23 protein-coding genes are annotated in these 25,982 nt (G+C 36.9%); 6 read left to right on the top strand and 17 right to left on the bottom strand.

The annotated features are described in order from the left end of the window. Position 1: 1 nt before the first annotated feature. From DLJ74_RS05220 to DLJ74_RS05230, 3 genes are all read right to left on the bottom strand, one after another. A complete protein-coding gene (locus tag DLJ74_RS05220; RefSeq protein ID WP_054859828.1) occupies positions 2-679 on the bottom strand; it encodes a GntR family transcriptional regulator in 678 nt (225 codons plus the stop codon). A gap of 114 nt (positions 680-793) precedes the next feature. Continuing rightward, entirely contained in the window at positions 794-1,258 is a 465-nt protein-coding gene (locus tag DLJ74_RS05225; protein WP_109983627.1) for a hypothetical protein, read from the bottom strand. Positions 1,259-1,635: 377 nt separating this feature from the next. Beyond that, entirely contained in the window at positions 1,636-2,148 is a 513-nt protein-coding gene (locus tag DLJ74_RS05230) for a DoxX family protein (protein ID WP_109983628.1), read from the bottom strand. Between the two features lie 396 nt (positions 2,149-2,544). On the opposite strand from DLJ74_RS05230, the gene DLJ74_RS05235 reads away from it, so the two are divergent. Beyond that, positions 2,545-3,168 (top strand): deoxynucleoside kinase, encoded by a 624-nt coding sequence (locus DLJ74_RS05235; protein WP_109983854.1) that lies wholly within the window; start codon positions 2,545-2,547, stop codon positions 3,166-3,168. 44 nt (positions 3,169-3,212) lie between these two features. Here DLJ74_RS05235 and DLJ74_RS05240 read toward each other — a convergent pair whose 3' ends face one another. The 5 genes from DLJ74_RS05240 to DLJ74_RS05260 all read right to left on the bottom strand — a co-directional run bounded on the left by DLJ74_RS05240 (position 3,213) and on the right by DLJ74_RS05260 (position 8,487). Further along, a complete protein-coding gene (locus DLJ74_RS05240; protein ID WP_146202424.1) occupies positions 3,213-3,947 on the bottom strand; it encodes a hypothetical protein in 735 nt (244 codons plus the stop codon). Positions 3,948-4,405: 458 nt separating this feature from the next. Then, positions 4,406-5,227, bottom strand: coding sequence for a sugar phosphate isomerase/epimerase family protein (locus tag DLJ74_RS05245; RefSeq protein ID WP_109983630.1), 822 nt, complete (start codon positions 5,225-5,227; stop codon positions 4,406-4,408). Then, the gene (locus DLJ74_RS05250; protein WP_109983631.1) at positions 5,227-6,402 is read right to left on the bottom strand and encodes a dihydrodipicolinate synthase family protein; all 1,176 of its coding nucleotides are present in this window, start codon (positions 6,400-6,402) and stop codon (positions 5,227-5,229) included. Before DLJ74_RS05250 ends, DLJ74_RS05245 begins: the two co-directional genes overlap by 1 nt. Positions 6,403-6,415: 13 nt before the next feature. Next, positions 6,416-7,567: a Gfo/Idh/MocA family protein gene (locus tag DLJ74_RS05255; RefSeq protein ID WP_054787146.1), complete on the bottom strand. Its 1,152-nt coding sequence runs from the start codon at positions 7,565-7,567 to the stop codon at positions 6,416-6,418. A gap of 101 nt (positions 7,568-7,668) precedes the next feature. Further along, positions 7,669-8,487, bottom strand: coding sequence for an AraC family transcriptional regulator (locus tag DLJ74_RS05260; protein ID WP_109983632.1), 819 nt, complete (start codon positions 8,485-8,487; stop codon positions 7,669-7,671). Positions 8,488-8,617: 130 nt separating this feature from the next. On the opposite strand from DLJ74_RS05260, the gene DLJ74_RS05265 reads away from it, so the two are divergent. Beyond that, complete coding sequence (locus tag DLJ74_RS05265; RefSeq protein ID WP_109983633.1) at positions 8,618-9,799, top strand: Gfo/Idh/MocA family protein; 1,182 nt, start codon at positions 8,618-8,620, stop codon at positions 9,797-9,799. Between the two features lie 46 nt (positions 9,800-9,845). Here the strand turns inward: DLJ74_RS05265 and DLJ74_RS05270 are convergent, their stop codons facing one another. Further along, entirely contained in the window at positions 9,846-10,094 is a 249-nt protein-coding gene (locus tag DLJ74_RS05270; RefSeq protein WP_109983634.1) for a Gfo/Idh/MocA family oxidoreductase, read from the bottom strand. A gap of 71 nt (positions 10,095-10,165) precedes the next feature. Continuing rightward, positions 10,166-11,038 (bottom strand): AraC family transcriptional regulator, encoded by an 873-nt coding sequence (locus DLJ74_RS05275; protein ID WP_245902282.1) that lies wholly within the window; start codon positions 11,036-11,038, stop codon positions 10,166-10,168. Between the two features lie 273 nt (positions 11,039-11,311). Here DLJ74_RS05275 and DLJ74_RS05280 point away from each other — a divergent pair, with 273 nt between their 5' ends. Continuing rightward, entirely contained in the window at positions 11,312-13,687 is a 2,376-nt protein-coding gene (locus DLJ74_RS05280; RefSeq protein ID WP_109983636.1) for a carbohydrate binding domain-containing protein, read from the top strand. A 272-nt stretch (positions 13,688-13,959) separates the two neighbouring features. Here the strand turns inward: DLJ74_RS05280 and dhaM are convergent, their stop codons facing one another. From dhaM to DLJ74_RS05315, 7 genes are all read right to left on the bottom strand, one after another. Next, the gene (dhaM, locus tag DLJ74_RS05285; RefSeq protein WP_109983637.1) at positions 13,960-14,352 is read right to left on the bottom strand and encodes a dihydroxyacetone kinase phosphoryl donor subunit DhaM; all 393 of its coding nucleotides are present in this window, start codon (positions 14,350-14,352) and stop codon (positions 13,960-13,962) included. 2 nt (positions 14,353-14,354) lie between these two features. Next, positions 14,355-14,975, bottom strand: a complete 621-nt coding sequence (gene dhaL, locus DLJ74_RS05290) for a dihydroxyacetone kinase subunit DhaL (protein WP_054787151.1) — start codon at positions 14,973-14,975, stop codon at positions 14,355-14,357. 12 nt (positions 14,976-14,987) lie between these two features. Next, positions 14,988-15,980: a dihydroxyacetone kinase subunit DhaK gene (dhaK, locus tag DLJ74_RS05295; RefSeq protein ID WP_109983638.1), complete on the bottom strand. Its 993-nt coding sequence runs from the start codon at positions 15,978-15,980 to the stop codon at positions 14,988-14,990. A 128-nt stretch (positions 15,981-16,108) separates the two neighbouring features. Next, positions 16,109-17,761, bottom strand: coding sequence for a glycerol-3-phosphate dehydrogenase/oxidase (locus tag DLJ74_RS05300; protein WP_109983639.1), 1,653 nt, complete (start codon positions 17,759-17,761; stop codon positions 16,109-16,111). A gap of 25 nt (positions 17,762-17,786) precedes the next feature. Continuing rightward, the gene (gene glpK, locus DLJ74_RS05305) at positions 17,787-19,277 is read right to left on the bottom strand and encodes a glycerol kinase GlpK (protein WP_109983640.1); all 1,491 of its coding nucleotides are present in this window, start codon (positions 19,275-19,277) and stop codon (positions 17,787-17,789) included. A gap of 45 nt (positions 19,278-19,322) precedes the next feature. Then, positions 19,323-20,156 carry an MIP/aquaporin family protein gene (locus DLJ74_RS05310; protein ID WP_109983641.1) on the bottom strand — a complete coding sequence of 278 codons (834 nt, stop codon included), beginning with the start codon at positions 20,154-20,156 and terminating at the stop codon, positions 19,323-19,325. A 233-nt stretch (positions 20,157-20,389) separates the two neighbouring features. After that, entirely contained in the window at positions 20,390-20,941 is a 552-nt protein-coding gene (locus DLJ74_RS05315) for a glycerol-3-phosphate responsive antiterminator (protein WP_109983642.1), read from the bottom strand. A 365-nt stretch (positions 20,942-21,306) separates the two neighbouring features. Between DLJ74_RS05315 and ppc the strand changes: the two genes are divergently transcribed. From ppc to DLJ74_RS05330, 3 genes are all read left to right on the top strand, one after another. Further along, positions 21,307-24,057 (top strand): phosphoenolpyruvate carboxylase, encoded by a 2,751-nt coding sequence (ppc, locus tag DLJ74_RS05320; RefSeq protein ID WP_109983643.1) that lies wholly within the window; start codon positions 21,307-21,309, stop codon positions 24,055-24,057. A 195-nt stretch (positions 24,058-24,252) separates the two neighbouring features. Continuing rightward, positions 24,253-24,534 (top strand): spore morphogenesis/germination protein YwcE, encoded by a 282-nt coding sequence (locus DLJ74_RS05325; RefSeq protein WP_054859816.1) that lies wholly within the window; start codon positions 24,253-24,255, stop codon positions 24,532-24,534. Positions 24,535-24,678: 144 nt separating this feature from the next. After that, complete coding sequence (locus DLJ74_RS05330) at positions 24,679-25,806, top strand: glycerate kinase (RefSeq protein WP_109983644.1); 1,128 nt, start codon at positions 24,679-24,681, stop codon at positions 25,804-25,806. The last annotated feature ends 176 nt before the right edge of the window (positions 25,807-25,982 follow it).

Below are 25,982 nucleotides of genomic sequence, written 5' to 3' on the forward strand. Positions count from 1 at the left end.
TTTAAGCAAAAAAACTTGGATTTTCTTTCTTTAAAGCATCTTTCTCAATATCAACTAATTGTAAATGAACAGCTGTTGCTTTTTCGGCTAAGTCAGGATTTTGATTGGAGACTGCTTCAAATATTTCTCGATGTTGGGAGACAATGATGTCCCATTCATGATTAACAGCAAGTCTCAATAATCGCAATCGATCAAATTGAATATTCATGCGCTTGACCATTTCCCAGGTTCGATGCTTACCACACCCTTTGTAAAGCAAACGGTGAAATTCATCATCTAACTCAAACAGACGCTGAAACGAGCCTTTCTCTAATGAGAATTCCTGAAGGGTTAAGTTTGTTTCTAATTGTAGTAAGTCCTCCTTCTCTATTTTTAAAGCTGCTTCACGTACAATCGCTTTTTCAATATGCTCTCGAACAAACCTTCCTTCTTCTACTAATTGAAGGTCAATTTTTGTCACAATTGTGCCTATTTGTGGAAATACACCTAGTAGTTCCTCTTGGTTCAACTGCAAAAATGCTTCTCTAACTGGAGTTCGACTGACATTTAATTTATCTGATATTTCTTTTTCAGATAATTTCGTGCCCGGTGCAATCTCTCCATTCATGATTTGTTCTTTGATTACCTGGTACACATAATCACGTGAAGAGCCTCTCGTTCTTTGATTTTGGATTGGCATAACGACACCTCTTTATACTAGTATGGTAGTTATATATTATACTTGTCTTTATAACTGAATTCAACTATGTTGTTTATATTTTCCTTTAGAAATATAATTTTATGCTTAAGTTTACTAATTATAATCCCATAGAATAACCCAATTTTCCTTTTCCTCTGTTATATAGACAGGCTGTTGTATCTCTAAATAACCGTATTTACTTTCATATCCCAGAATAACAGTAAATTGATATACATTGGAAAGACTAGGAGATTGATCACTCATTTTCCATGTATCCAATTTTACCGGTTCTGTATACTCAAATTCAAAGGTATCCACACCAAAATGATTAATGAATACATGAGCACGGTCTTGGATGTATTCACTTTTGTCCCATTTATTTTGCATCTCGGAATGAAATAATTCCCATGAGCTAGCAAACTGTCCATTCTGTTCATACTCATAAAAGCTTTTTAACACATTTTCTGCTTTCCTTTCAGGTGAAAACCACGAACTTATCCATAAATATAGAAAAACAATGCATGCAATCGCGAATATAAGTGCAATAATGGCTTTTATGAGTAATCTGTTACGACGCATGTAATCACTCCTTGATGATAAGAATGAACGCTTTGTATAACATATTCCTTTCACCCCCATTTTATTATTTACATAAATTTCTTTAAAAATAATCCAAAAGACCTATTGTAATCGCTTTCTAAATTTTATATACTGGAAACGGTTACAATAATAGTTGTTGTGTACATATACTGTTTATCCAATCACTTTTGTGTTGGATAACTACATGTACAGTATTTTGATTCAAAATAGATTGTCCCCCTTTGCACCCTTGCTGGTTTAGTAAGGGTGTCTTTTTTTGTGCAAAAAAAAACCTGCATGAAGGTACTGCACCCCTAAAATTAGATTTTTTCACTCTAACTTTAGGGGTGCAGTACCGAACAGAGTTTTTTTTTACTTTAATGTGCTTCTATTACTTCACCTGCTGTTTCTTTTTTATGAAAAAGCTGTTTTTTCATAAATGGGATTACATAGCGATCTAAGCCAAATTTACCTGCATTATAGCCAGCTACTAAAATAAATACGGTTAACAAAACCATTTGAGCATTTGTGCTAACTGTTCCACTAAATAAGAAAGCAAAGTTCATACATATTCCCATTAATGCTGCAAAATTTGTAAATACACCTAGAATTAATGCAATTCCTACTAGAATCTCTCCCCACATAACGAGAAATGTGAATATATCTGCTCCTGGTAATGCAACATGCTCTAGAAAGCTTGCCCACCAGCCTTGAACAGCAGGATGATCACCACTTGACTTTTCAATAGCTCCTTGAATGAATCCTCCAGCATCAAATCCACCTGTTAATTTTCCCCATCCAGCGGTGAGCCATTGGTAACCTAAATAAATACGAATAATAGCTAGTAGACCTGCAACAACTCCATTTTTTCTTAACCATTCTACAAACATATAAATCACTCCTTCAATTTGTTCAACATTTCACATGTTGGTTTTTATTGATTTGATTTATTACACTTATATAATAACATGTATTGGCTATTTTTTGATTATATTGTGAAGTTATTCACAATAATGCCATAAAGTTTTGTCTAACTTGTGACATCAGGCTCAGAAATGTTTCAACTATCATGAAATATAGTGCTAGGATTATACTACTTAAAATGATATATTTAATAATGCTTGTTTAATTTGAAAGTTCGGTTGTTTTTTAGAAACCTTCTATATGGGTCAGCTCTTTTATGGACTGTTTTATATAGCTTAATTAAAGGAAGTGATGTAGAGATGCGTGGATTTTATTATCATTGCTTAAAAAGGATCGGGAAATCTAAAGGAGATGAATGGAAAATGATAACAATAGATGGTGTTGTCGGTGTTGGCAAAAGTACTTTAATGAACATTATGGTAGAAGAAATGGGATATACCCCTTTTCAAGAGCCAGTAGTTAACAATCCAATTTTAGATCGATTTTATTATGATAGAGAACGATACAGTTTTCCTTTACAAGTATTTTTCTTAAATGAACGGTTTAAGCATATTAAAAATGCAAGTAAAATCGAGAAGGCTGTATTAGATCGATCTATTTATGGTGATGTGATCTTTGCCAAAATGCTAAACGATGCTGGAGAAATGTCTAATGAAGAGTTTGGCATTTATAAGGACTTATTTGCTAATATGATTGAACATTGTCAAGCCCCCGCTTTAATGATCTATCTAGAGGCCTCTACAGAGGAAGCCGTTCGCCGCATTACAAACCGTGGCAGAAGCTATGAACTAGACACGGAAATTGCCTATTGGGAAAGATTAAACAAAGAATACCGCCAATATTTCGAGGAATACGAGGCATCCCCTGTCTTAAAAATCAATGTAGATAATCTAGATTTTGAAAATAATCCTGAGGATAAGGAATATGTTTTATCATTGATTAGGGAGGAAATTGCTCGGTTGAAGTTGGATGATGAGAACAAGTGATAATCCTTAAGACGGTAGAAACCCAACTGGTTTCTATCGTCTTCTTATTGATCTGAGCCATTTGATTTTTTATGGTTAGTTTGTTTATTATTTTTAGGTTCTTTTTTAGGATCTTGATCTTCGGGAATTTGAGGGTCTTCGGTTCCTTGGTTTGGATCTTCTGGATTTTCTTGATTTTCTGGATTATCTGGGTTTTCGTTAGGTGATTCTTCGGGCTCTTGCTCGGTGGGATTAGTTGAATCATCTAAATCTTCTGTAGGAATATCTTCTTCCTCTTTATCAGTGCTATCACTCGACGAATTTTCTGGAGATGATTGTACAGTCTTTTCATCAAAGCTATCTGTTGAATTAGATTCCGGATCATTGTCTTTTTCTGATGGGTAGCTATTGTATGATGCTTCTGGTGTTGGTTGATAATTCCATGTTGACTCTTGCTCATTGGTTGGATAGTAATATTGCTCTTCTTCCTCATTTCCAATTTTCTCTTCGAACACTGCAGTTTCATTTTCTAGTTCATCATCTGGTGTTTTCGTTTCTACTTTTTCCTCACTAAATAAGTCATCATTAATTCCCATAGGACTAAGAAAACTACTGCTTGCTATATTGTATGTATGAGAGTTTGATATTTTCTCTTTGATTGTCGAATTATTAAATACCGTTTTCCCATCAAGATAGCTTTTTCCGATCCATCCAACTCCAATTAATAACGTCATACCAACTGCAATGGTTACATACAGTGCAAGGGAATCTTGATTAAATTTCAGCTTTCTCTCCTCCATTTGGTACTTTTTTCTTGTATTTAACCTATCATTATTTTGTCGAAATGTAAACGCATCTAGTTGATATATCACATTTTTGGGCTATATTATTCTAAAAATAACTTCAACACCATCGAGACATAATTATAAATTCTATTTCACGTACCAGCTCCTGCCAAATCGAACTATATCCACCTTATAAACACCATTTCACGACTAAGCTCCTACAATTTGTACTTTATCCTGCTTATAAACACCATTTCACGACTAAGCTCCTACAATTTGTACTTTATCCTCCTTATAAACGCCATTTCACGACTAAGCTCCTACAATTTGTACTTTATCCTCCTTATAAACGCCATTTCACTACCATGCTCCTTCCAATTTGTACTTTATCCTCCCTATAAATCCAACCTGAACAAAAAATTAGAGTGTATCTCTTTTTAGAAATACACTCTGCTAACTCCCATCCTGATCTGCTAAACGTGCTTAGCAAAGCTTTGTTTGACTTCTTGTAATACATCATTTCCATCACGATCCCAAAGCGATTGGTTAATAATTTCCACTTCAATTGGTCCATGATATCCTGCTTCCTCTACTGCTTTTCTCATACGATTGATTTCTATTACACCTTCTCCCATCATGGCACGGCCTTTGAACATATCTGCCATTGGTACCTTCCAATCGGATACATGAAAACCTAGGATTCTACCTTTTGCACGATTGATTTCCTGATACAAATTTGGATCCCACCACACATGGTAAACATCAACAATTACTCCAACTTCATCCGGGTGATACTTCTCTGCTATCGTGGAGGCTTGATCCATTGTGTTAATGACAGAACGATCTGCTGCAAACATTGGATGTAAAGGCTCAATCGCAAGCTTCACCCCATAATCCTTTGCATATGGTACTAATTGGTCAATTCCTTCTTCCACTTGTTTACGTGCTGTGTCAATATCTCGGTCTGCACTTGGTCCACAGACAAGCACTAATGTATCTGTGCCAAGCTCAGCCGCTTCTTCGATGGCTCGTTTATTATCATCTATCCGTTCGGCCCGATCCTTTGCTGTAGCAGCAGGAAACATGCCGCCACGACAAACACTAGAAACATCTAAACCGGCATCTGTGATCAATCTTTTACTTTGCTTCAGGCCGATTTCTTTTATTTTATGGCGCCATACTGATATCCAAGGTACTTCATGACTGAGGCAGCCTTCCACTGCTTCCTGCAGGCTCCATTGGTCTATTGTGATTTGGTTTAAACTAAGACGACTCATTAATTTATCCTCTGCCATTAGCGACCCTCCTGTTCAATACCTGCTAACTCAAGTGTCCATTTCATTCTTATTGTCGCTAAGTCCGGGTCACGTAATAGGCCTGCTTCATCTGCCATGACGAATAAATCAGATAAATGGACAATGGAACGAGCACCTTCCTTACCACCAATCATGCGAAAATGGTCTTGATGTCCATTTAGATAAGCCATAAATACAACACCTGTTTTATAGGAAAATGTCGGTGCCTCGAAAATATGTCTAGATAGCGGAACTGTTTTTTCGAGTAATGCATCATATGTTTTCCAATTATCAGCGTCTATTGCGTGCATGGCTGCCGCTGCAGCTGGTGCGATCGCATCAAATATCCCTAAAAGGGCATGACTATAACCTTGATCATCACCTTTAATTAATTCAGGATAATTAAAGTCATCTCCTGTGTACATCCGTACACTATTCGGTAGTAAACGGCGCATATCGATCTCTTTTTGAGCATCAAGTAATGAAATTTTAATCCCATCCACTTTTGATTCATTATCCTTGATGATCTGCAAGCACACTTCCATTGCTTGGTCGATATCTGTGTGCCCCCAATAGCCTTTTAATGCTGGATCAAACATATCACCAAGCCAGTGTAGGATAACGGGTTCTTTAACATTTTGCAAAATCTTATTATACACTCTCTGATAATCTTCAGGACCCGTGGCACATGCTGCTAATGCGCGACTCGCCATCAATATTATTTTCCCGCCTTCACCTTCTACAAATGACACCTGCTCTTCATAAGCTTTTTCTACATCGTCTAATGTCACGCTAGGTGTTGGTTCTAAATGATCTGTACCAACACCACTAGCAATATTGCCACCTACTGTCTTTGCTTCTTTAATCGAACGTGAAATTAATTCCTTCGCACCGTCCCAGCTTAACCCCATTCCACGCTGAGCTGTATCCATTGCTTCAGCAACAGATAGTCCGAGCGACCATAAGTAATGGCGATATTCCATCGTTTTATCCCAATCTATTTGAGCATTCAAAGTTGGATCGGCAGGCGATAATGGATCTGCTACGACGTGTGCTGCTGAGAAAGCCGTTCTACTTTCAAAAGGTTTATCTTGTGGAATATCAAAAGGTGTATAATTTTTCGCCTCATAGCTGTAAAGCGTTCGATCTGATTTTGGTAAAATTAGCTTTGCCATCCTAGATACCTCCTTAGAGTTTGATTTCTGGCACTTCAATCCAACGACGTTCTTCCCATGATTTCAAACCAAGATCAGATAGTTGAGTACCTTTTGCTCCTTCTAATAAATCCCAAGGAAATGCTTCATCTGCAAATACATGCTTTAAAAATAGCTCCCACTGTACCTTAAAACCGTTATCAAATACATCATTTGTTGGTACTTCCTGCCACTGTGCTTGGAAGTCAAATGGATTTTCAATATCTGGATTCCATGTTGGTTTTGGGGTATTTACACGATGCTGCACTTTACAATCTCTTAATCCAGCTACTGCACTTCCTTCTGTTCCGTCTACTTGTATTGTTAATAAATCATCTCGGTTCACACGAACAGCCCAAGAAGAATTTGCTTGAACGATCACCCCATTATCAAGTTCAAATGTACCGTATGCTGCATCATCTGCAGTTGCTTTGTACGTATTTCCATTTTCATCAACACGTTCAGGAATGTGAGTTGCACCTAGACAAGAAACTGCCTTGATATTTCCAAATAAATTGTCAATCACATAACGCCAGTGTGCAAACATATCGACAATGATTCCACCACCATCTTCTTTACGATAGTTCCATGAAGGTCGCTGTGCCTCCTGCCAGTCGCCTTCAAACACCCAGTACCCAAATTCCATTCTTACAGATAAAATTTTCCCGAAAAAGCCAGAGTCAATGAGACGTTTTAGCTTTAATAAGCCTGGTAAGAACAGTTTATCTTGAACAACACCGTTTTTAACACCGGCATCATTCGCAAGCTTTGCAAGCTCAATAGATCCTTCCAAATTTGTAGCTGTTGGCTTCTCACAATAGATGTGCTTCCCTTTTGCTATCGCCTTTTTAATACTATCTGCTCTTCTGACCGTCGTTTGGGAGTCAAAGTAAATCTCATTGTATTCATCTGCAAGTGCTGCATCTAAATCTGTGGAATATCGATCGATTCCATATGTTTCTGCTAACGCTTTCAATTTCTTTTCATTACGACCTACTAGAATTGGATCAGGCATGAGCGTGTCCTCGTTCTTTAGTTTCACGCCACCTTGTTTTCTTATCGCAACGATGGAACGGATTAAATGCTGATTCGTACCCATTCGCCCTGTTACGCCATTCATAATAATACCAATTTTATGTTGTGCCATTTTCATCCCTACCTTTTTCTTTGATACACCTAGTGTAACGCAATAAAAAAAATTCGTCTTATTAATCTAAGAACGAATTTCTTAAAATCGGAAGTCATCTTTTACAAATGATAATTTTTTTGATTAGTTCGGTATTTATTTGGTGTGATTGAGGTTATATTTTTAAATGTACGATAAAAGGTTGAGATGGATTCGAAGCCCACCTCAAAGCAGATCGAGGCGATATCCTTATCTGTTTCAGCGAGCATTTTTTTTGCTAGTCCTGTTCTCACTTCTGTTAAATACTGTATCGGGGTCATTTGATAGCTTTCTTTAAAAATAGTATTCATATGCCGAGTACTCATCCCTAAGCGTGCTGCCAAGTCCTCTGCGTGAATCCACTCGTAATAATGAGAATCTATGTAATCCTTTAATCTTTCTGCTCTTAATGCATTCGCATCTGACACCTCTGATTTCTTTTCCCCTCTTGCTAATAATAAAAGCAAGTGAGATAAATAGATTTTTAATGCCAATTCCTGTTCCTTCGTTTTATTTGCTTGTTCATACAGCATCGTTCTTAAAATTTGACGAATTTCACTACTTTCAAATGGGTTTAAACCGATAAATTTCGTTTCATTTAACGATTCTTGAAAAAGTTTAGCATTTGCCTGAGCATCATTAATTCGCTGATCAAAGGCAAGAACAAGTACCGTTAATTTTTTGTCCGAAATAATAGCATGACTTGTAAATGGTGTAATAAAGGTAAGGTGGTCCTGTTCAAAGCGATGACGCTTTCCGTTTAATATAATATCTCCCGTTCCTTCTAATGAATAGAGAAGCTGATAGATTTCATGGTGATGGTTTTCAATTCTATCACCTTTATTATGTTTACTTTCATATAATCGAATGCCGAAAGGTTCAAGATTAATTTTTTGTAGCATGAGCTTCCCCCATTTATCAGACATTTCTGTTTAATTTTTTGATTCAATACTGCGAACCAAATGAGTTTATGATATATTGCTATTATACTTCAGAAATTTTTAAAAAAGCAAAAGTGAGGAGAACTCTGTTATGACAAAACAAGTATCTGTTGTTCTCGTAGGTATAGGTGGCTATGGGAACATGTATTTACGGGCCTTATTAGATCCACAAAATGTAAACGCATACGTAAAAGGCGTGGTTGATGTAGTTCCAGAAAATTCGAATTACTATCAAGAAATAATAGAACAAAACATCCCTGTTTTTGAATCATTAGAAGCCTTTTATCAGGAGCATAATGCAGATCTAGCTATTATCTCTACACCTATCCATTTACACAAGCACCAATCATGTATTGCTATGGAAAATGGTAGTCATGTACTTTGCGAAAAACCGGCAACTGCTAATCGAAAACATCTTCAAGAAATGATCGAAACAAGAGATCGTACCGGAAAAAAACTAGCCATTGGATTTAATTGGTCTTTCACGAATACCATCCAGGCATTGAAAGAAGATATTTTAACTGGGGAATTTGGGAAACCAATAAGAATGAAAAGTCTCGTTTTATGGCCTAGAAATGCTGATTATTTCAACCGATCTAGCTGGGCTGGTAAAAAATTCAGTCCTAATGGGGAAATGATTTTTGATAGTGTGGCGAATAATGCTACCGCACATTTTCTTCATCATTTATTTTATTTAACAGGAGATGCAATAGATCGGAGTGCAGAGATTGATCAGCTTTCTGCTGAATTATACAGAGCAAATTCGATCGAAACATTTGATACATGTGCTGTCCATCTATTAACTAAGAACAATGTAGAGGTCATTTATCTTGCTTCCCATGCTATTTCTAATAACCACCGGCCAAAATATTCGATAGAGTTCGAAAATGCCATTATTACTTACCATCCAGAGGGAGAAAGCTCAGACATTGTGGCAACGTTTAAAGATGGTACGAAAAAGACTTATCAAGATCCAGAAAACAATCATCTTGCAAAACTTGGCGTTATGATTGAAGCAATACTAACTAATGATGATAATATACTATGTGGACCAGAAGCAGCGAGTAGTCATGTTCATGCCATTTATGGTATGCATCAATCAGTAAAAGATATACCGACATTTCCGAGTAATTGGATTTCCGTTGATGAAGAGCAAAAGTTGACGATAGTAGACGGTTTAGAGGAAGTATTGACAGAATGTTATGATCAGTTTTGCTTACCGAATGATCTAGGGATCGAATGGAGCAAGCCCGGAAGTATCGTTAAATTGTAAGGAAATGAAGAGAGGCCATAATGAGTTACGCATTATGGCTTCTACTTTATCTCGTATGAAGTAAAGAAGGATGGAAGCTTAACACTGCATCGACCGTTTCCTTTCTCATCATTTCTTTATAGTCATGATAAAATGGAATTTCAGGGTAATGATAGTTTACGACCCTTTTCATCGATTTGTCTTTATCATAGATAGCGATTACCTCTACATTTTCAATAAGTCCATCCTTCAAAAATGAAATATAGGCATTTACCTCTTGATTCCAACCTACTATAGCTACCTTTTGAAAAACCACTTTTGTCATCCTCCATTCATATTCGAAATCGTCGTTTTTTCCTAAATAAAAACAATGCAAATAGCAACCAACTATTTCAATATGGAACTAGAGAAATGATTCGTACTATGATAAATTCTTAAACGTTTTTTTCGGTATTCTTTTGGCGTTATCCCTAGTTTTTCTTTGAAATATCGACTAAAGTGCGACACATTCTCAAAACCGCTCTCATAGGCAATTTGTTGAACTTGCTTCGTTTCCTCTGCTTCTAGTAAATATTTTGCTTGCTGTATGCGACAGGCCATTACGTATTCCATGATGGTGTAGCCTGTCATTTCTTTGAAAACATGCGAAACATATGACTTATTCAAATTCAAGGCTACTGCAATCTCTGAAATAATAACTTTATTTGTAAAATGCTCTTGAATATAAGAAGCAATTTTCTCTGCATGCTCTGTTTTATTACTAGGCTCCTTTTTTGCTTGTAAACAAGTATTTCGATACAAAGAATTAATCTGAACGAGCAACTCCCCAAGCAAAAATTTCATTTCCCACTCTTTCTCTGAATCAATCAATCTCGAAGAATATTCGACTTTGTACATTTTCTCAAAAATAGCTTCTATATCTCGAAGGACCTCTTTATTCGATGTTCGAATTAAATAATGGTGATCAAAGCGAAAAACATCTAATAATTCCTTAGCCTTCATTAATTCTAAAACTGGTTCAATCCAGTCTGGAATAAAGTGAAGATTACTTCTAACATAATCACAATTATCCGGAACATTTGGCCTATGCAATGCTAAACCATCCATCAATAAAATATCACCAGGCTGTAAATCATAGATTTGATTGTTTATCAGGTATCTGCAAATCCCTTTGTGAAACATAAAAATCTCAAAATCCTCATGTGAATGAAATTTAGGTAAATCAGGATTACCTGTAATTCGATAATTGATAGAGAACATTTTTTCCACTTGGATTCTCACCCCACATGAATGTATAGTTATATTTTATTGTATAATGCACCACCTGAAAATAACTAGTAGTGTTAGATTTTATTTTAAAATTTGCTGTGCGTGTTTTCTTATCATAAGACTATTGATTTTTATTCCGTTAACTGCTATTAATGGAGTCAACTTCTGCCATACTAGGTATACAAGAATAATAAAAGGAGGATATACGCTAATTAATTGGAAGCGCTAACTATAAATTATCAATGATGAAGGATGTGTAAATCTATGAAAAGGAAACCAATTCTTTTTTTAATATTATTTTTATTCACGATTACCATTTTTCTTAACCGAACATTAGTTGAGCCTGTAAAAGCAAAAACAGCTACAAGTGTAATTAAGTGGGATAAACATCGTCAATATGTGGACGGATTTGGTGGATCTGGTGCCTTTCAGAAGCCTTCTTATATTATGCAATTACCAGAACCAGAAAAAACGAAAATATTAGATATGATCTTCTCACAGGAAAAGGGAATAGGTTTATCCATTGTTCGAAACCTTGTCGGAGACGGAGTTGCGGCTTCTACTATAGAACCAGAACCTGGTAAATTTGTTTGGGATCAACCTGATTGGTCAAAGAAAAAAACGGCATTTGATAAAGATCAAATTTGGTTTATGAAGGAAGCAAAAAAAAGAGGGGTTTCCACCTTTTTAAGCTCGGTTTGGAGTCCCCCCGCTTGGATGAAAACGAACAATAGTGTACTCGGTACGAATAATGGGAAGCTTAAACAGGAGCATTATCAGGATTTTGCTAACTATTTAGCGGAATATGTATTTGGCTATAAGGAACATTTTGATTTAGATATCTCTTATATTTCTATCGCCAATGAGCCGAATTATGGGCCAGATTACTCTGGAGCGATATGGACACCTGAAGAGCTTCATATTTTTATTCGAGATTATCTCGGGCCTACCTTTGAACGAAGGAATGTTCCTGCTAAAATCGTAATGCCAGAACACATGAATTTTACCGAAGAATATGCCTTACCAGCATTAAATGATCCTATCACTGAAAAATACATAGATGTGGTTGCTGCACACGCCTATGGAATCGGAACAGATGTCCCAACATTCCCTGTATCAAAGGAAAAAGGAAAAACTATTTGGCAAACAGAATATATGAATCAAGGAGATGCCTTACAAACCTATGAATTTAATACGATAAAGGACGGCCTTCGACATGCAAATCTAATCGGAGATATGTTTCATAAAACAGGAATTAGCGCCTATTTTTGGTGGTGGCCAGTTGCCGTGAATAATGCAGATGGATCCGACTTAATTCGTTTAACCACAGACGATGACGGTGAGGTTAATGGCATGTTTAGGGTTTTCAAAAGATATTATACATTCGGAAATTATAGTCGATTTATCCGTCCAGGCTATATTATGATCGAATCCGATAAATCACCTGTTGAGGATGTACAAATTACGGCATATAAAGATCCATCCACAGACAATTTTACTATTGTAGCTGTGAACAACCAACCAACAGAGCAGCAACTAGAATTAAAGCTTGATAATTTTCCAAATACAAAAGAGCTTATTCCCTATCGTACTTCAGGAAATGAAAACTTGAAAAAATTAGATACTGTGAAGGTGAAAGGAAACGGCAAAACTGTAACGATTCAGCTTTCTAGTGAAAGTGTGACGACCTTTATTCCGAAAGAATTTGAATTACCAGCATTTGACGATTTGAAGGATATATTCTCTAGCTATGAAGCAGAAGAAAATGACGGACAATCTCCGGAAATGATAGCGCCTCCTGCTAACCAGAAAAAAGGTTATATAGAGCATGTTAGAAATGGAGATTATATCAAATACACCAATGTAAATTTTGCAGATGGCACAGCTAATGGACAGCCTGGCATGAAGCATATTTTATCAATGGATGTCTTAGTCCATCCGATAAATGGTGGTACGATCGAGGTTAGATTAGATGATCCCTATCATGGCAATTTAGTAGGAGAAATAACTGTTTCAAGAAAAGGCTCTAATGATTGGATAACAACATCGACCATGATTGATACGAATTCAGACACTGGTGCCTATGGAATTCATGATATGTACCTCGTGTTTAAAGGAGAAAACCGTAAAAAGCTCTTTGCGATAGACAAATTGACCTTTAATGATGGAATAGAAAAGCCAATAGAACTTAAAAAACATGTCTTGGATTTTGAGAATGGCACAACAGAAGACTGGACAGGAAGAGCAGGTACTGAAATGGTTGAGGTAACAGATGTTGAGGCTTATTCGGGTAGCTATAGTTTGAAAACATCTAACAGAACTTCTTCCTGGCATGGACCAACTATGGATATTACTAATATGGTTGTAAAAGGTAAGGAATATGAGTTTTCTACCTATTTCCGTTTTGTGCAACCACCAGCAACAGAGAGTAAAATAAAGCTTACATTGGAAGTCACTGATTTTGGAGGAACGAAATATATAGCACTCGACGAATTAGATACCAATCGCAATGATTGGTTCGAATTAAAAGGGAACTATGTCTTAGATCCAGATATAACCACTATTAAGCTCTACGTCGAAACCTCTAATCCAAATGATTCCTTTTATATCGATGATGTAATCATTAATCCAGTACAATAGACGAACAAAAGCGCAAGCGACCGTTTAGAAACGTAGCGACTGGAGCGAACCAACTGAGATAAAGGAATCACGGTGAGGTTACGAACCGATGATGACTTATCGTAGGGCGGTGCGGGAAGTCGCCTAGTTTCTGGGCGCTGGAGCTGGACGTGGCCCAATTCGCTTCCCCTTATCCATAGGATCATATTTTTATACCTTCCTCAGAACAAAAATTTATCCCTCACTGCTCTAGAGATTTCTAGCATAGTGGGGGATATTATAGTTTTATAAATTCATGAAGAATGGTCTATTTTCAGCTTATCCAAACTTACCATAATTTCTTCTACTGTTTTCCCCAGATTTGCTTCCACCGCTGCGATATAAGAGCCTTCTACTAGTGGCACATCCTCCGCTATTTGTAGATTGTTCCTATCGACTAATTCCAGTACCATTTCTGCGTTCATTTTGGCGCTACCTAAATCATAGAGTAGAACAGCTCCATTCTCATTGCCGACTTGGTCGATTGCTGATTGTATCCTTTCCATACTCGTTCCAATTTCGCCATTCTCTGTCCCACATGCAAGAGCGATTGGCACATCTTCAATCACTTGATCAATCAGCTTTTTGATTCCTTCACCTATTTCGAAGCTGTGAGAAATAATAATGATCCCAGCTTTACCAGACATCTTCATCCCTCCAATTCCAATACTTCGACTAAAGCTTCAAAAATATACAGTGATGACATGGAACCAGGATCAACATGTCCTTTAGATCGTTCCTTTAGATAAGAGGCGCGACCTTTTGTTGCTATCATTTCTCTAGTATCCTCAATAGTTGCTTGGCAAACTTCTACCATGCCACCCCAATCGTTTACCTCTTCTTCCTCTAAAAAATCAGCTACTTGTGACCAAACGTCATACATTGTTTTTTCACCAAAATCTGCTTTACCTCGTGAATGAATCCCATCGACTGCTTCTTTAATTGCCTGCTTAAAAACATGCTCGTCCACATCTTTCCCTTGCATCGCAACGGACATTTTTAAAAATGCTGTTCCATAGAGTGGTCCAGATGCACCTCCAACTTTTGCCATCAGTGTCATTGCTGCACTTTTTAATACATCGGAAACCGAATCATAGTTTACATGATGGATCTTGGCAGTTACCTCTGTAAAACCACGAGTCATATTGATTCCATGATCACCATCACCAATTGCTTGATCTAGTACCGTTAATTGCTCTTTGTGCTCATCCATTCGTTTTTGTATTTCTTTCATCCATTCGACTGCTTGATCGACTGTTAAAATGATCATAATATCCTCCTATTAAACGTGAAATGCTATCGTTTTTACTTTTCCTGTTAAGAGATTTTTCAATTCTTGATCTAATTTTAATAAGGTTATCGAAAATCCTGCCATTTCTAAAGATGTCATATATTCTCCTACCCATGTTTGGAAGATTTTAATCTCCTTATTGCCTAAAAGTTCTGAGAGCTTTCGATAGACAATGTGTAGCTCCATTTCTGGTGTAGCTCCCAATCCATTGATCATTACTGCAACCTCGCTTCTTTCATAATCTATATCCGATAAGATTTTGTTGACTAAAATTTCCGTTATTTGATCAGCGGGTTTTAACGGAACGCGTTCAATACCTGGCTCTCCATGTATTCCAATTCCAATTTCCATCTCGTTTTCTGCTAATGTAAAACTTGGTTTACTAGCTGCTGGTACCGTACAAGCTGATAAGGCAACCCCCATAGAGCGAACATTCGCAATTGTTTTTTCCGCAATGCTCTTTACTTCTTCAAGTGAGGCACCATTTTCTGCTAATGCCCCCGCTATCTTGTGAACAAATACAGTTCCAGCTATTCCTCTTCTACCTATAGTAAAGGTACTATCTTCTACAGCTACATCATCATTAACAATGACTTGATCTACTTGGATCCCTTCCATTTCAGCCATTTCTTTGGCCATTTCAAAGTTCATCACATCTCCGGTGTAATTTTTAATAACTAAAAGAACACCTTTCCCACTGTCAACTGCTTTGATCGCTTCTAACACCTGATCTGGAGTTGGAGAGGTAAACACTTCCCCTACTACAGCAGCATCTAACATTCCTTTTCCCACATAACCTGCATGGGCTGGTTCATGCCCACTTCCACCTCCACTTACAATACCAACTTTTCCTTCAGCTGGAGCATCAGTTCGTACAACTACATTTGTATTCGGAAGCCTTTTCAAAAGATTCGGATAAGCTGTTACTAATCCAGTAATCATTTCATCGACAACATGATTTGGATCATTTATTACTTTTTTCAATCCGCTTCACCTCTACTTTCATTTTCTTTCATCGTATCGGAATTTAGATGTTTTTTCCACTTTTAATGTATCTGTTCCTACTTGATAATGATGGACTCAGTCAGAGCTCTGACTGAGTCCAATTCGGGTTATTCATTTGTTGGGTGTACTGCTTCATATAAGAGATTTTCAAGCTCTTTCGTATACACATCCTTTTGCTCATCTGTCCATTTAAAAATATGTTGCATTTCATCTATAACAGCATCTTTTTCCTGCTGAACCCAGTTTATGTCAAAGAAAAGCGCTCCTGTTCTTCGAATAAAGAAATCAACAGGTTTACACGTTAATTCGTGCTCTATACTATACAGAAGCATTGCCTTTGTTACAGGATGAATGTCTGAATCATCCTCTAAAGCTTTCTTATAATAGTCAAATAATTTTGGAACATTAGATCCATAGCGAAGGATAAGAAGTTTTGTCTCTTCCTTTGTTAGCCCTATCTTCATTCCGTCCTTAACCTGTTCTTTAGCATAAGCCACAAAGCCTTTTGAACCACCAACATCTCCACCTGAAATTGGTAAATGCTTCGTATTGCTCGGCTTAAATACCCTTTTTTCTTTTTCAATCATTTTATCAACAATTACTTTTACTACATCCTCTGCCATCTTGCGATATCCAGTTAGTTTTCCTCCAGCTATTGAGATAAGACCAGAGCTTGATTCGAATATTTCATCCTTTCTAGAAATCTCAGAAGGGTCTTTACCTTCTTCATAAATGAGAGGTCTTAGTCCTGCCCAGCTTGATTCCACATCTTGTGAAGAAATATCTAGGTTCGGGAACATAAACTGAATAGCATTTATTACATAGTCACGATCTGATTCGGTCATTGTTGGATGGGCAATATCGCCTTTATATACTGTATCTGTCGTTCCAACATACGTTTTCCCATCTCGTGGTATGGCAAATACCATTCTACCGTCAGGCGTATCAAAATAGATCGCTTGTTGCAATGGAAATTTTGATTGATCAAAAACAAGATGTATTCCTTTTGTCAGCTGAAGTGTCTTTCCTTTTTTCGATTGATCTATTTCTCTAATTGTATCCACCCACGGACCAGAGGCATTGACAATGTACTGCCCATGAATATGATGGGTCTCATCATTTAACTGATCCTTAATCTGAACACCAATAACCTTGCCATCTTCATAGATAAGATCATCTACTTTTGCGTAGTTCAGAGCAAGTGCTCCCTTTTCTACCGCTTTTTTCATTACTTCCATTGTTAATCTTGCGTCATCAGTTTTGTACTCCACATAATAACCGGCACCTTTTAGACCTTCACTCTTTAAAAGTGGTTCACGCTTGAGTGCCTCTTGCTTATTAAACATTTTTCTTCTTTCTGATTTTTTAACCCCTGCTAAAAAATCATACACCCTTAGTCCAATATTAGTGGATAACGGGCCAAATGTACCCTTTTCATAGAATGGAAGCATCATCCATTCTGGTGTGGTAACATGAGGTCCGTTCTCATAGACAATTTCTCTTTCCTTGCCGACCTCTGCAACCATTTTTACTTCAAATTGTTTTAAATACCTAAGTCCTCCATGAACAAGCTTTGTTGATCTACTTGATGTACCCGCAGCAAAATCTTGCATTTCAAAAACGGCTACACGAAGGCCACGTAGAGCAGCATCTAGTGCGATACCTGCTCCAGTTATTCCGCCACCAATAATAATCATATCAAGCGGCGTCTCCTTCATTTGTTGGTAAGTATTTTTGCGATTCAAACTAGAAAAAGTCATAATAGATGTCCCCTTCTTTTTGTTTTTATTTAAATACTCTGGCTGCTTCTACTGCCTTTTTCCATCCTGAGTACAGCTTTTGTCTGTCTTGATCGTTCATTTCACTACTAAATCTTTTGTCCATTTGCCATTGTGCTTGAATTTCCTCGCGATCCTTCCAATAGCCTACAGCTAATCCAGCCAAATAAGCTGCACCCAATGCCGTTGTTTCGATTACCTTTGGTCTTTCTACAGGAAGATCCACTAAGTCACTCTGGAATTGCATTAAGAAATTATTTGCAACAGCACCACCATCTACTCTGAATGATTTTACTTCAAGACCTGCATCATCCTTCATGGCAGCAAGTACATCCTTTGTTTGGTAGGCAATCGATTCAAGTGTTGCACGGATGAAATGTTCTTTTTGTGTACCTCGTGTCAATCCGAAAACTGCTCCACGTACATCACTGTCCCAATATGGTGTACCTAGACCAACGAAAGCAGGAACAACATAAACACCATCTGCTGATTCTACTCTTGTCGCATACTTTTCAGACTGTTTTGCATCTTTAAACATTCTTAATCCATCTCTTAACCATTGAATTGCAGAACCACCTACAAAAATACTTCCTTCTAATGCATACTCCACTTTGCCGTCAACACCACAAGCTAAGGTTGTTAATAATCCGTGGTCAGACTTCACTGGCTCTTCACCTGTATGCATTAACATGAAGCACCCTGTTCCATACGTGTTTTTCACCATTCCTTTTTCGAAGCATGCCTGACCGAATAATGCTGCTTGCTGATCCCCAGCAATTCCTGCAATCGGTACATTTTGACCAAAGAAATGGTAATCTACGGTCTCGCCGTACACCTCTGAGGAGGATTTTACTTCAGGAAGCATGCTAGATGGAACCCCCAGAATATCGAGTAGCTGTTCATCCCATTTCAAATCATAAATGTTATACATTAGTGTTCTAGAAGCATTAGAGTAATCGGTAACATGTACTTTTCCGCCAGTTAGCTTATAAATCAACCATGTGTCAATTGTCCCGAATAATAAATCTCCATTATCGGCCTTTTCTCTTGCGCCTTCCACGTTGTCAAGGATCCATTTCACTTTTGTTCCAGAAAAATAAGCATCGATTAGTAAACCTGTTTTATCACGAAAAAGATCTTGATGTCCTGCTTCTCTTAATCTTCGACATATATCTTCTGTTTGACGTGATTGCCATACAATTGCCTTATAAATTGGCTTTCCAGTATGTCGATCCCAAACAACTGCTGTTTCTCGTTGATTCGTAATTCCAATACCTTCGATTTGGTTTGCCTCAATATCTGATTTTCTCAGAACTTCTGCGATACATGATAAAACAGAGGTCCAAATTTCATTCGCATCATGCTCTACCCATCCCGATTTTGGAAAAAACTGCTCAAATTCTTTTTGTGCAACATCCACAATCGAGCCTTTTTTGTTAAAAATAATTGCTCTTGAACTTGTCGTACCTTGATCAATCGATAAAATGTATTTTTCCATTTTAATTCCTCCTCGTATCTTAAAAATCCTCTATATTAAATGTCTTTATACAACCTTGTCACTGGCTTTTTCTGCTATGTTTGTATTATTTTTTCTTAATTCTTTAGAGACAGCTACTATAACAATTACTAACACAACAGCTGACATGATCCAAAATAATGCTGTTATTTCCCCTAGGAAGAACGCATTATAAAATACGGCGCCATAAACACCACCAATAATCGGACCAAATACTGGTATGGCGGCATAACCCCAATCTGAGGACCCTTTGCCGATAATAGGTAATACTGCATGGGCAATTCGTGGACCTAGATCTCTTGCTGGGTTTATAGCATAGCCAGTTGTTCCACCTAAAGACACTCCGATCGCAACAATTAATAACCCTACGATTGCTGGATTGAGACCGTCTGTAAAATCATTAGCACCAATGAACAAAAGCCCCATAATTAATACAAATGTACCGATCATTTCACTTAATAAATTGGATGGCAGACTTCTTACTGCAGGATCTGTTGAAAAAACAGCTAACTTTGCCCCTTTATCTTCTGTTTTGCCCCAATGAGAAAGATATTGAAGAAATACAATAACTGCACCAATAAAAGCACCTATTAGCTGAGCTGTAATATAAGTCGGCACTTTTGACCAAGGAAATTCACCTATCGCTGCGAACGCTAAGGTCACGGCAGGATTTACATGCGCATCGGAAACATTACCAACAGCGTAAACTGCCATTGCCACAGCTAACCCCCAGCCAATCGTAATCACTACCCATCCAGCACCTTCCGCTTTTGTCTTTTTTAATACTACTCCACCAACTACTCCTCCACCGAAAATAATGAGGATCATAGTTCCAATTAATTCTGCCACAAATTCAGACACTTTACTCACCCCTTATAGTTTAAATTACCCTTAAAATTACAAGTCATAACACGAAATTAGTTAGAGTACAAAAAAAGTCCACACTAACAATATCCATACTTCCCCCAAGGAAGTACTAAATATTGCAGTGTGGACTCCATTTCTCCAACACATTCGTTAACTTGTTGCTTCTAAGCATAACTTATAAATAAAACGCTGTCAATCCTATTTTTTGTTTGAAATGCATCCCTTATTTAGAATTCAAATTCCCACAAAGCATTATTCGAGGTTGTGACAGCAATAGCTCCTGCATTAGAGGCTTGATTGACTTGTTCTTTTGTATTAATTAAGCCACCTGCTATAACCGGAATTCCAGTGTCCACGGCGACTTCTTCTATTACGGAAGGTATAATACCTGGAAGGACTTCGACATAATTCGGTTTGGATTGTTCGACTAATCTTTTACTATTTTGCAAAGCAAGGCTATCCAATGCAAATAACCGTTGAATCGCTATTACTTCATTCTTTTTAGCTAATGCTATTACATTAGCACGTGTAGATATCACACCATCGACTTTTACGACACGAATTAAGTATTCCATTCCGTAACGATCTACTTTTAAACCATTAATCAAATCGGTATGAACTAAAACCTTTTTTCCCCGTTTATGTGCATAATTCACCATTTGATGAATTTGAGCTATTCTCGTTTCAAGTAAAATTAAGATTTCGAAATTACTATGGGCTATTCTTTCAAAATCCTTCATTTTTCTTGCTGCTGGTAAGACTCCAGATAATTTTATCAATGATTACAACTCCAATTCTATCTTCACTTTTTCTTTATTAATTAGGGAAATTTCTGAATATTCCCAATAAAAAATATTTGCGCAACCATTCGTTTTAGCTTAAACTAGTAATGTTCCTGTTTTTCTTTCCCCTTGATTATACATGATTCTTCTAGCTGTGGTAGCGAAAAATTATTCAATTCGACAAATTCATGTTATGATAGTAAAGGTGTCTATTTATATTCATTTCTAAGCCAATTCCTCTATCCAACTCCAACCAATGAAACGTTGTGCGATTTTCGCGCAAGGACGATCAACAATTCGTACTTAATTTTTACGAAATGTTCCATATCATACAACAATATTTTTGAAAGGAAGTGGGATAAATGGGAGTAAAATCTGACGAGAAAACAATTTCCTTACTTAAAGATGTGGAGTACTTAACGAAAATTTTAGATGATGTCTTATTACATGAAGGCGGAGAAGAATTATTAGATAAAATCAAGAAAATCCGTGAACTTTCTACAAATGTTCGTGATACTAGTACCCAGGCAACACAAAAAGAAATTAAGGAAGCAATCCAATCCCTTGATCCTAGTTTACGTCAAAATGTAATTCGAGCGTTTTCTATTCACTTACATTTAATCAATGTTGCGGAACAGAACTACCGGACTCGTCGTCGACGCGAATATCAGGCTCAAGATGCCAACATCATACAGCCTGGTTCACTTGAAGCGGGTGTGAAGCAATTAGTTGATAATAACGTAACCCCTGAACAAATCACTGAATTATTAGATAAGCTTTCTCTTGAATTAATTATGACAGCACACCCAACAGAAGCAACTAGAAGAACGATACTACAAATCCATAAACGGATTGCAAAACTATTAACTGCTTGGGATTATTCTTATACACGATATGAGAAAAAATTGATTAAAGAGAAAATTTATAATGAAATTACCATTCTTTGGCAAACACAAGAAATTAGGCAGAAAAAACCTTCTGTAATGAAGGAAGTATCCAACGGTCTTTATTATTTCTATCATGTCTTATTTGATGTATTACCTAGAATTCACGATGATTTAGAAGATCTTCTTTTTGAAAAATATAATCAACGTTGGAACATTCCATCCTTTCTCCGATTTGGTTCATGGATCGGTGGAGATCGAGACGGAAATCCTTTTGTAAAAGCAACTACTACATTCGAAACCATTAAACGTCATCGTCGATTAGTCCTTAAAAAATATAAAGATTCACTAACCATCTTAAAGGATCGTTTGAGTCATTCTGATACGAAGATTGAAGTGAGTAAGGAGCTTCGTGAATCCATAGAGTTAGATAAAAAAGCTTTAGGAGAAGAAGGATGGCATAAGGAAGACGAAGTGTATCGCGTTAAATTAGCTTATATGCTTAAAAAATTAGCCTATACTGAACAGGATGATGAACGAGGATATTCCGAATCAGAGGAGCTTTTAGCAGATCTTAATCTTATTCGTGATAGTATGAAACTGCATCACCCAAACAAGAATCCGGTTAAATTATTAAGAAAAGTTGCTCGCCAGGTAGATTTATTTGGATTTCATTTAGCATCATTAGATATACGTAACCATAGTGGTGAGCATGAAGCAGCACTGACAGAAATTTTTAATAATGTAAGCATTACAGATAATTATAAAAACCTAAGTGAAGAAGAAAAGGTACAAACTTTAATCAGTGTTTTAGAAAATCCTCGTCCTATGATCTCGATATATGATGAGTTCACACCGGAAACATTAGAGGTAATTGATACCTTCCGTATGATAAAACGGGCTCAGGACACCTTTGGATTACGTGCAATTGAAGTCTATTTAATCAGTATGACAGACAATGTCAGTGACTTATTAGAGGTACTTGTATTAGCAAAAGAAGCAGGACTATATCGCGTGTATCCTGATGGTAAAGTAGTAAGTCGTATACACATTGCCCCACTACTTGAAACCATTGATGATTTAAAGAATGGTCCAGAAATGATTCAAAAGCTATTAGATATTCCTTTATATCGTAAGCATATTGAAGCTCGTGGCAACCATCAAGAGGTCATGCTCGGGTATTCAGATGGTAGTAAAGATGGAGGAAATATTACAGCAAATTGGGAACTTTATAGTGCACAGCAAGAAATTCACGCTATTGCATCTAAATATGGAGTGAAGCTAAAATTCTTCCATGGACGTGGCGGTTCGCTTGGACGTGGTGGTGGTCCACTTTATTCAAGTCTATTATCACAGCCTCCTGTTACACTTGGAGATGGTGTAAAAATAACTGAACAGGGAGAAGTATTATCATCTAGATACCTTTTAGAAGACATTGCTTACCGAAGTCTAGAGCAAGCCACATCTACTTTAATTACAGGTATTCTCGGTATCAATGATGAAAGCTCTACTATGCAACCAACTCCAGAAGAAGAACAAGCAATGGGCATCATTTCAGAATATGCCTTGAAAAAATATCAATCCCTAGTATTTGATGAACCAGGATTTATTAAATACTTTAATCAAGCAACACCATTGCATGAGCTTGGTGATCTAAATATTGGTTCTCGTCCAATGAAACGTAAAGGTAGCGATAATTTGGAAGATCTACGCGCCATTCCTTGGGTATTTGCATGGACTCAATCAAGACAGTTGTTACCTGCCTGGTTCGCGACAGGAACTGGCTTTAAAAAATATCTAGATGAAACTAATAATTTAGAATTTTTACAAAATATGTATAAGCACTGGCCATTCTTTACGGCAACAATAGATAATTTACAAATGGCTCTTACAAAGGCAGATCTTGAAACAGCAAAAGAATATGCTAACATGGTCGAGGATCCTGACATTCGTGACCGAATATTTGGTCAAATTGAAGAGGAATATCATATAACAAAAGATATTATTTTGAAAATTACAGGACAAGAAGAATTGCTTGATAATAAGACAAATATTAAAGAATCAGTACGTGTACGTAATCCATTAATTGATCCGTTAAATCAATTACAGGTTCAATTAATTTCTAAACTACGGAACACAGATGAAAACAGTGAAGAATATCAAGAATTATTGTTGGAAGCTTTATTAACCATCAATGGTGTTGCGGCAGGTCTTCGCAACACTGGCTGATTCACTTTTCAAACCTTTGGGCATAAATTAAATGCTCAAAGGTTTTTTTATTTTCATAGGCGGGTAAAGAATTAGTAAGTTAGAAAATTAAATGTGTCTATTTTTTGAAGGAAAAGTTACAAAATTGTGAACAAGTGTGTTATACTGTAACTGGAAACACTTACAAATAATTAATTTGCCTATGAGGTGATCATGATGGATATATTATTGATATTCTTGTTAATATTTAGCTTTACACCATTTTTACTTTGGGGTGACAACTGGAAAAAAACAGCGTTATTCCAAATTCCATTTATTTTAGGTGCATGGTATACATTTATAAAATTTGTTTCCGTTGGTATCGCACCACATGAAAGTTACCTTTGGATCCTATTCTTTGCTAACCTAGTATATGGACATATTGCCTTTACCATTATGTTATTAGAAATGCGAAAATCATTAAAAGCACGCCAAGGCTTTGTTCAACATAATAATTAAAAATGAGAATTGTACATGTATGATCGAGAAGGTAAATAACACCTTCTCTTTTTATTGTTCAAATATTAGGGTTACTTGTTGTATGTATGCGCTACCTTCAGTATAATTTGAATTAAGTTCGTAATCTGTCCGAGGAGGATTAACATGAATATAATAGTTGCTCCAGATTCTTTTAAAGGAAGTTTATCCGCTACAGAGGTAGCTATGACAATAAAAAATGCTCTAGAGGAAATCGCTGAGGATACTGTTACAATTAAGCCAATGGCTGATGGTGGTGAAGGAACGATTGAGGCTATTCTGTCTTCTACTAATGGAAATGCTGTATCTGTTTCCACATCCGGGCCATTAGGTAATCCCATTGATACCTATTATGCTATCATCGATGAAAACATAGCAGTCATTGAAACCGCATTACATGCAGGAATTATCCAAGTAAAGGAAGAAGATAGAGATCCCAACCTAACCACCACTTATGGCATAGGAGAAGCGATATTAGATGCTTTAGAAAGAGGTTGTTCTTCATTTATTATTGGTTTAGGTGGAAGTGCAACTAATGATGGTGGACTTGGAATGCTACAAGCACTTGGATTAGAGGCATATGATGAAGATGGAAAGAAGCTCGGTCCCTTTGGACAAGACCTGTTAAACATCCACTCCATTAATTTATCAAAGCTTGATCCACGCTTAAAAAATACCCATTTCCAAATTGCTTGTGATGTCGACAATCCTTTATGCGGAGACAATGGAGCATCAGCAATCTATGGACCGCAAAAAGGGGCAACGGATGAGCAAATAACACACTTTGACGATGCATTAGATTACTTTGCCAATCTTATAGAAAAGGAATTCAATATAAACGTGAAAAATACCCCAGGAGCTGGTGCAGCTGGTGGCCTAGGCTTTGCATTTCTAGTCTTAAATGGACAACTAGAATCTGGTGCCTCCCTTGTAGCTAAGGCAATTCAATTAAAAAAGGCGATCACAAATGCAGATCTTGTTATAACTGGAGAAGGCAAAAGCGATGAACAAACCTTATTCGGTAAAGCCCCTAGCCATGTAGCTGATCTCTCTCAGCAATATGGGAAGCCATGTCTATTACTTTCAGGTAGCTTAGGTGAAAATAATGAACGTTTACGCGAAAAATTTGCTGGATGCTTCTCTATCACTAATCGACCACTATCCCTACAGGAATGTATGAAGAATAGTAAAACACTACTATCTGAACAAACAAAGCAAATTCGAACATTAATTAGTTATTTTGGGGTAAGGTAAGAATTCCATCCATGAGGTGCTAACATTCCTCAAGATTCCTCCGAGATAAAGAAGGATAACGAGAGCTTGTGGACAGTTGTGATTTTAGGATGAAATAAAACAACGAATTACTTTTCACCTCGAGCCTTTTGCTTTATGATTAGGTAGTTAGCTTTTTTTAATTACAATAAAATTTT

The sequence above is a fragment of the Gracilibacillus dipsosauri genome, assembly GCF_003176895.1.
GTDB lineage: Bacteria > Bacillota > Bacilli > Bacillales > Amphibacillaceae > Gracilibacillus > Gracilibacillus dipsosauri.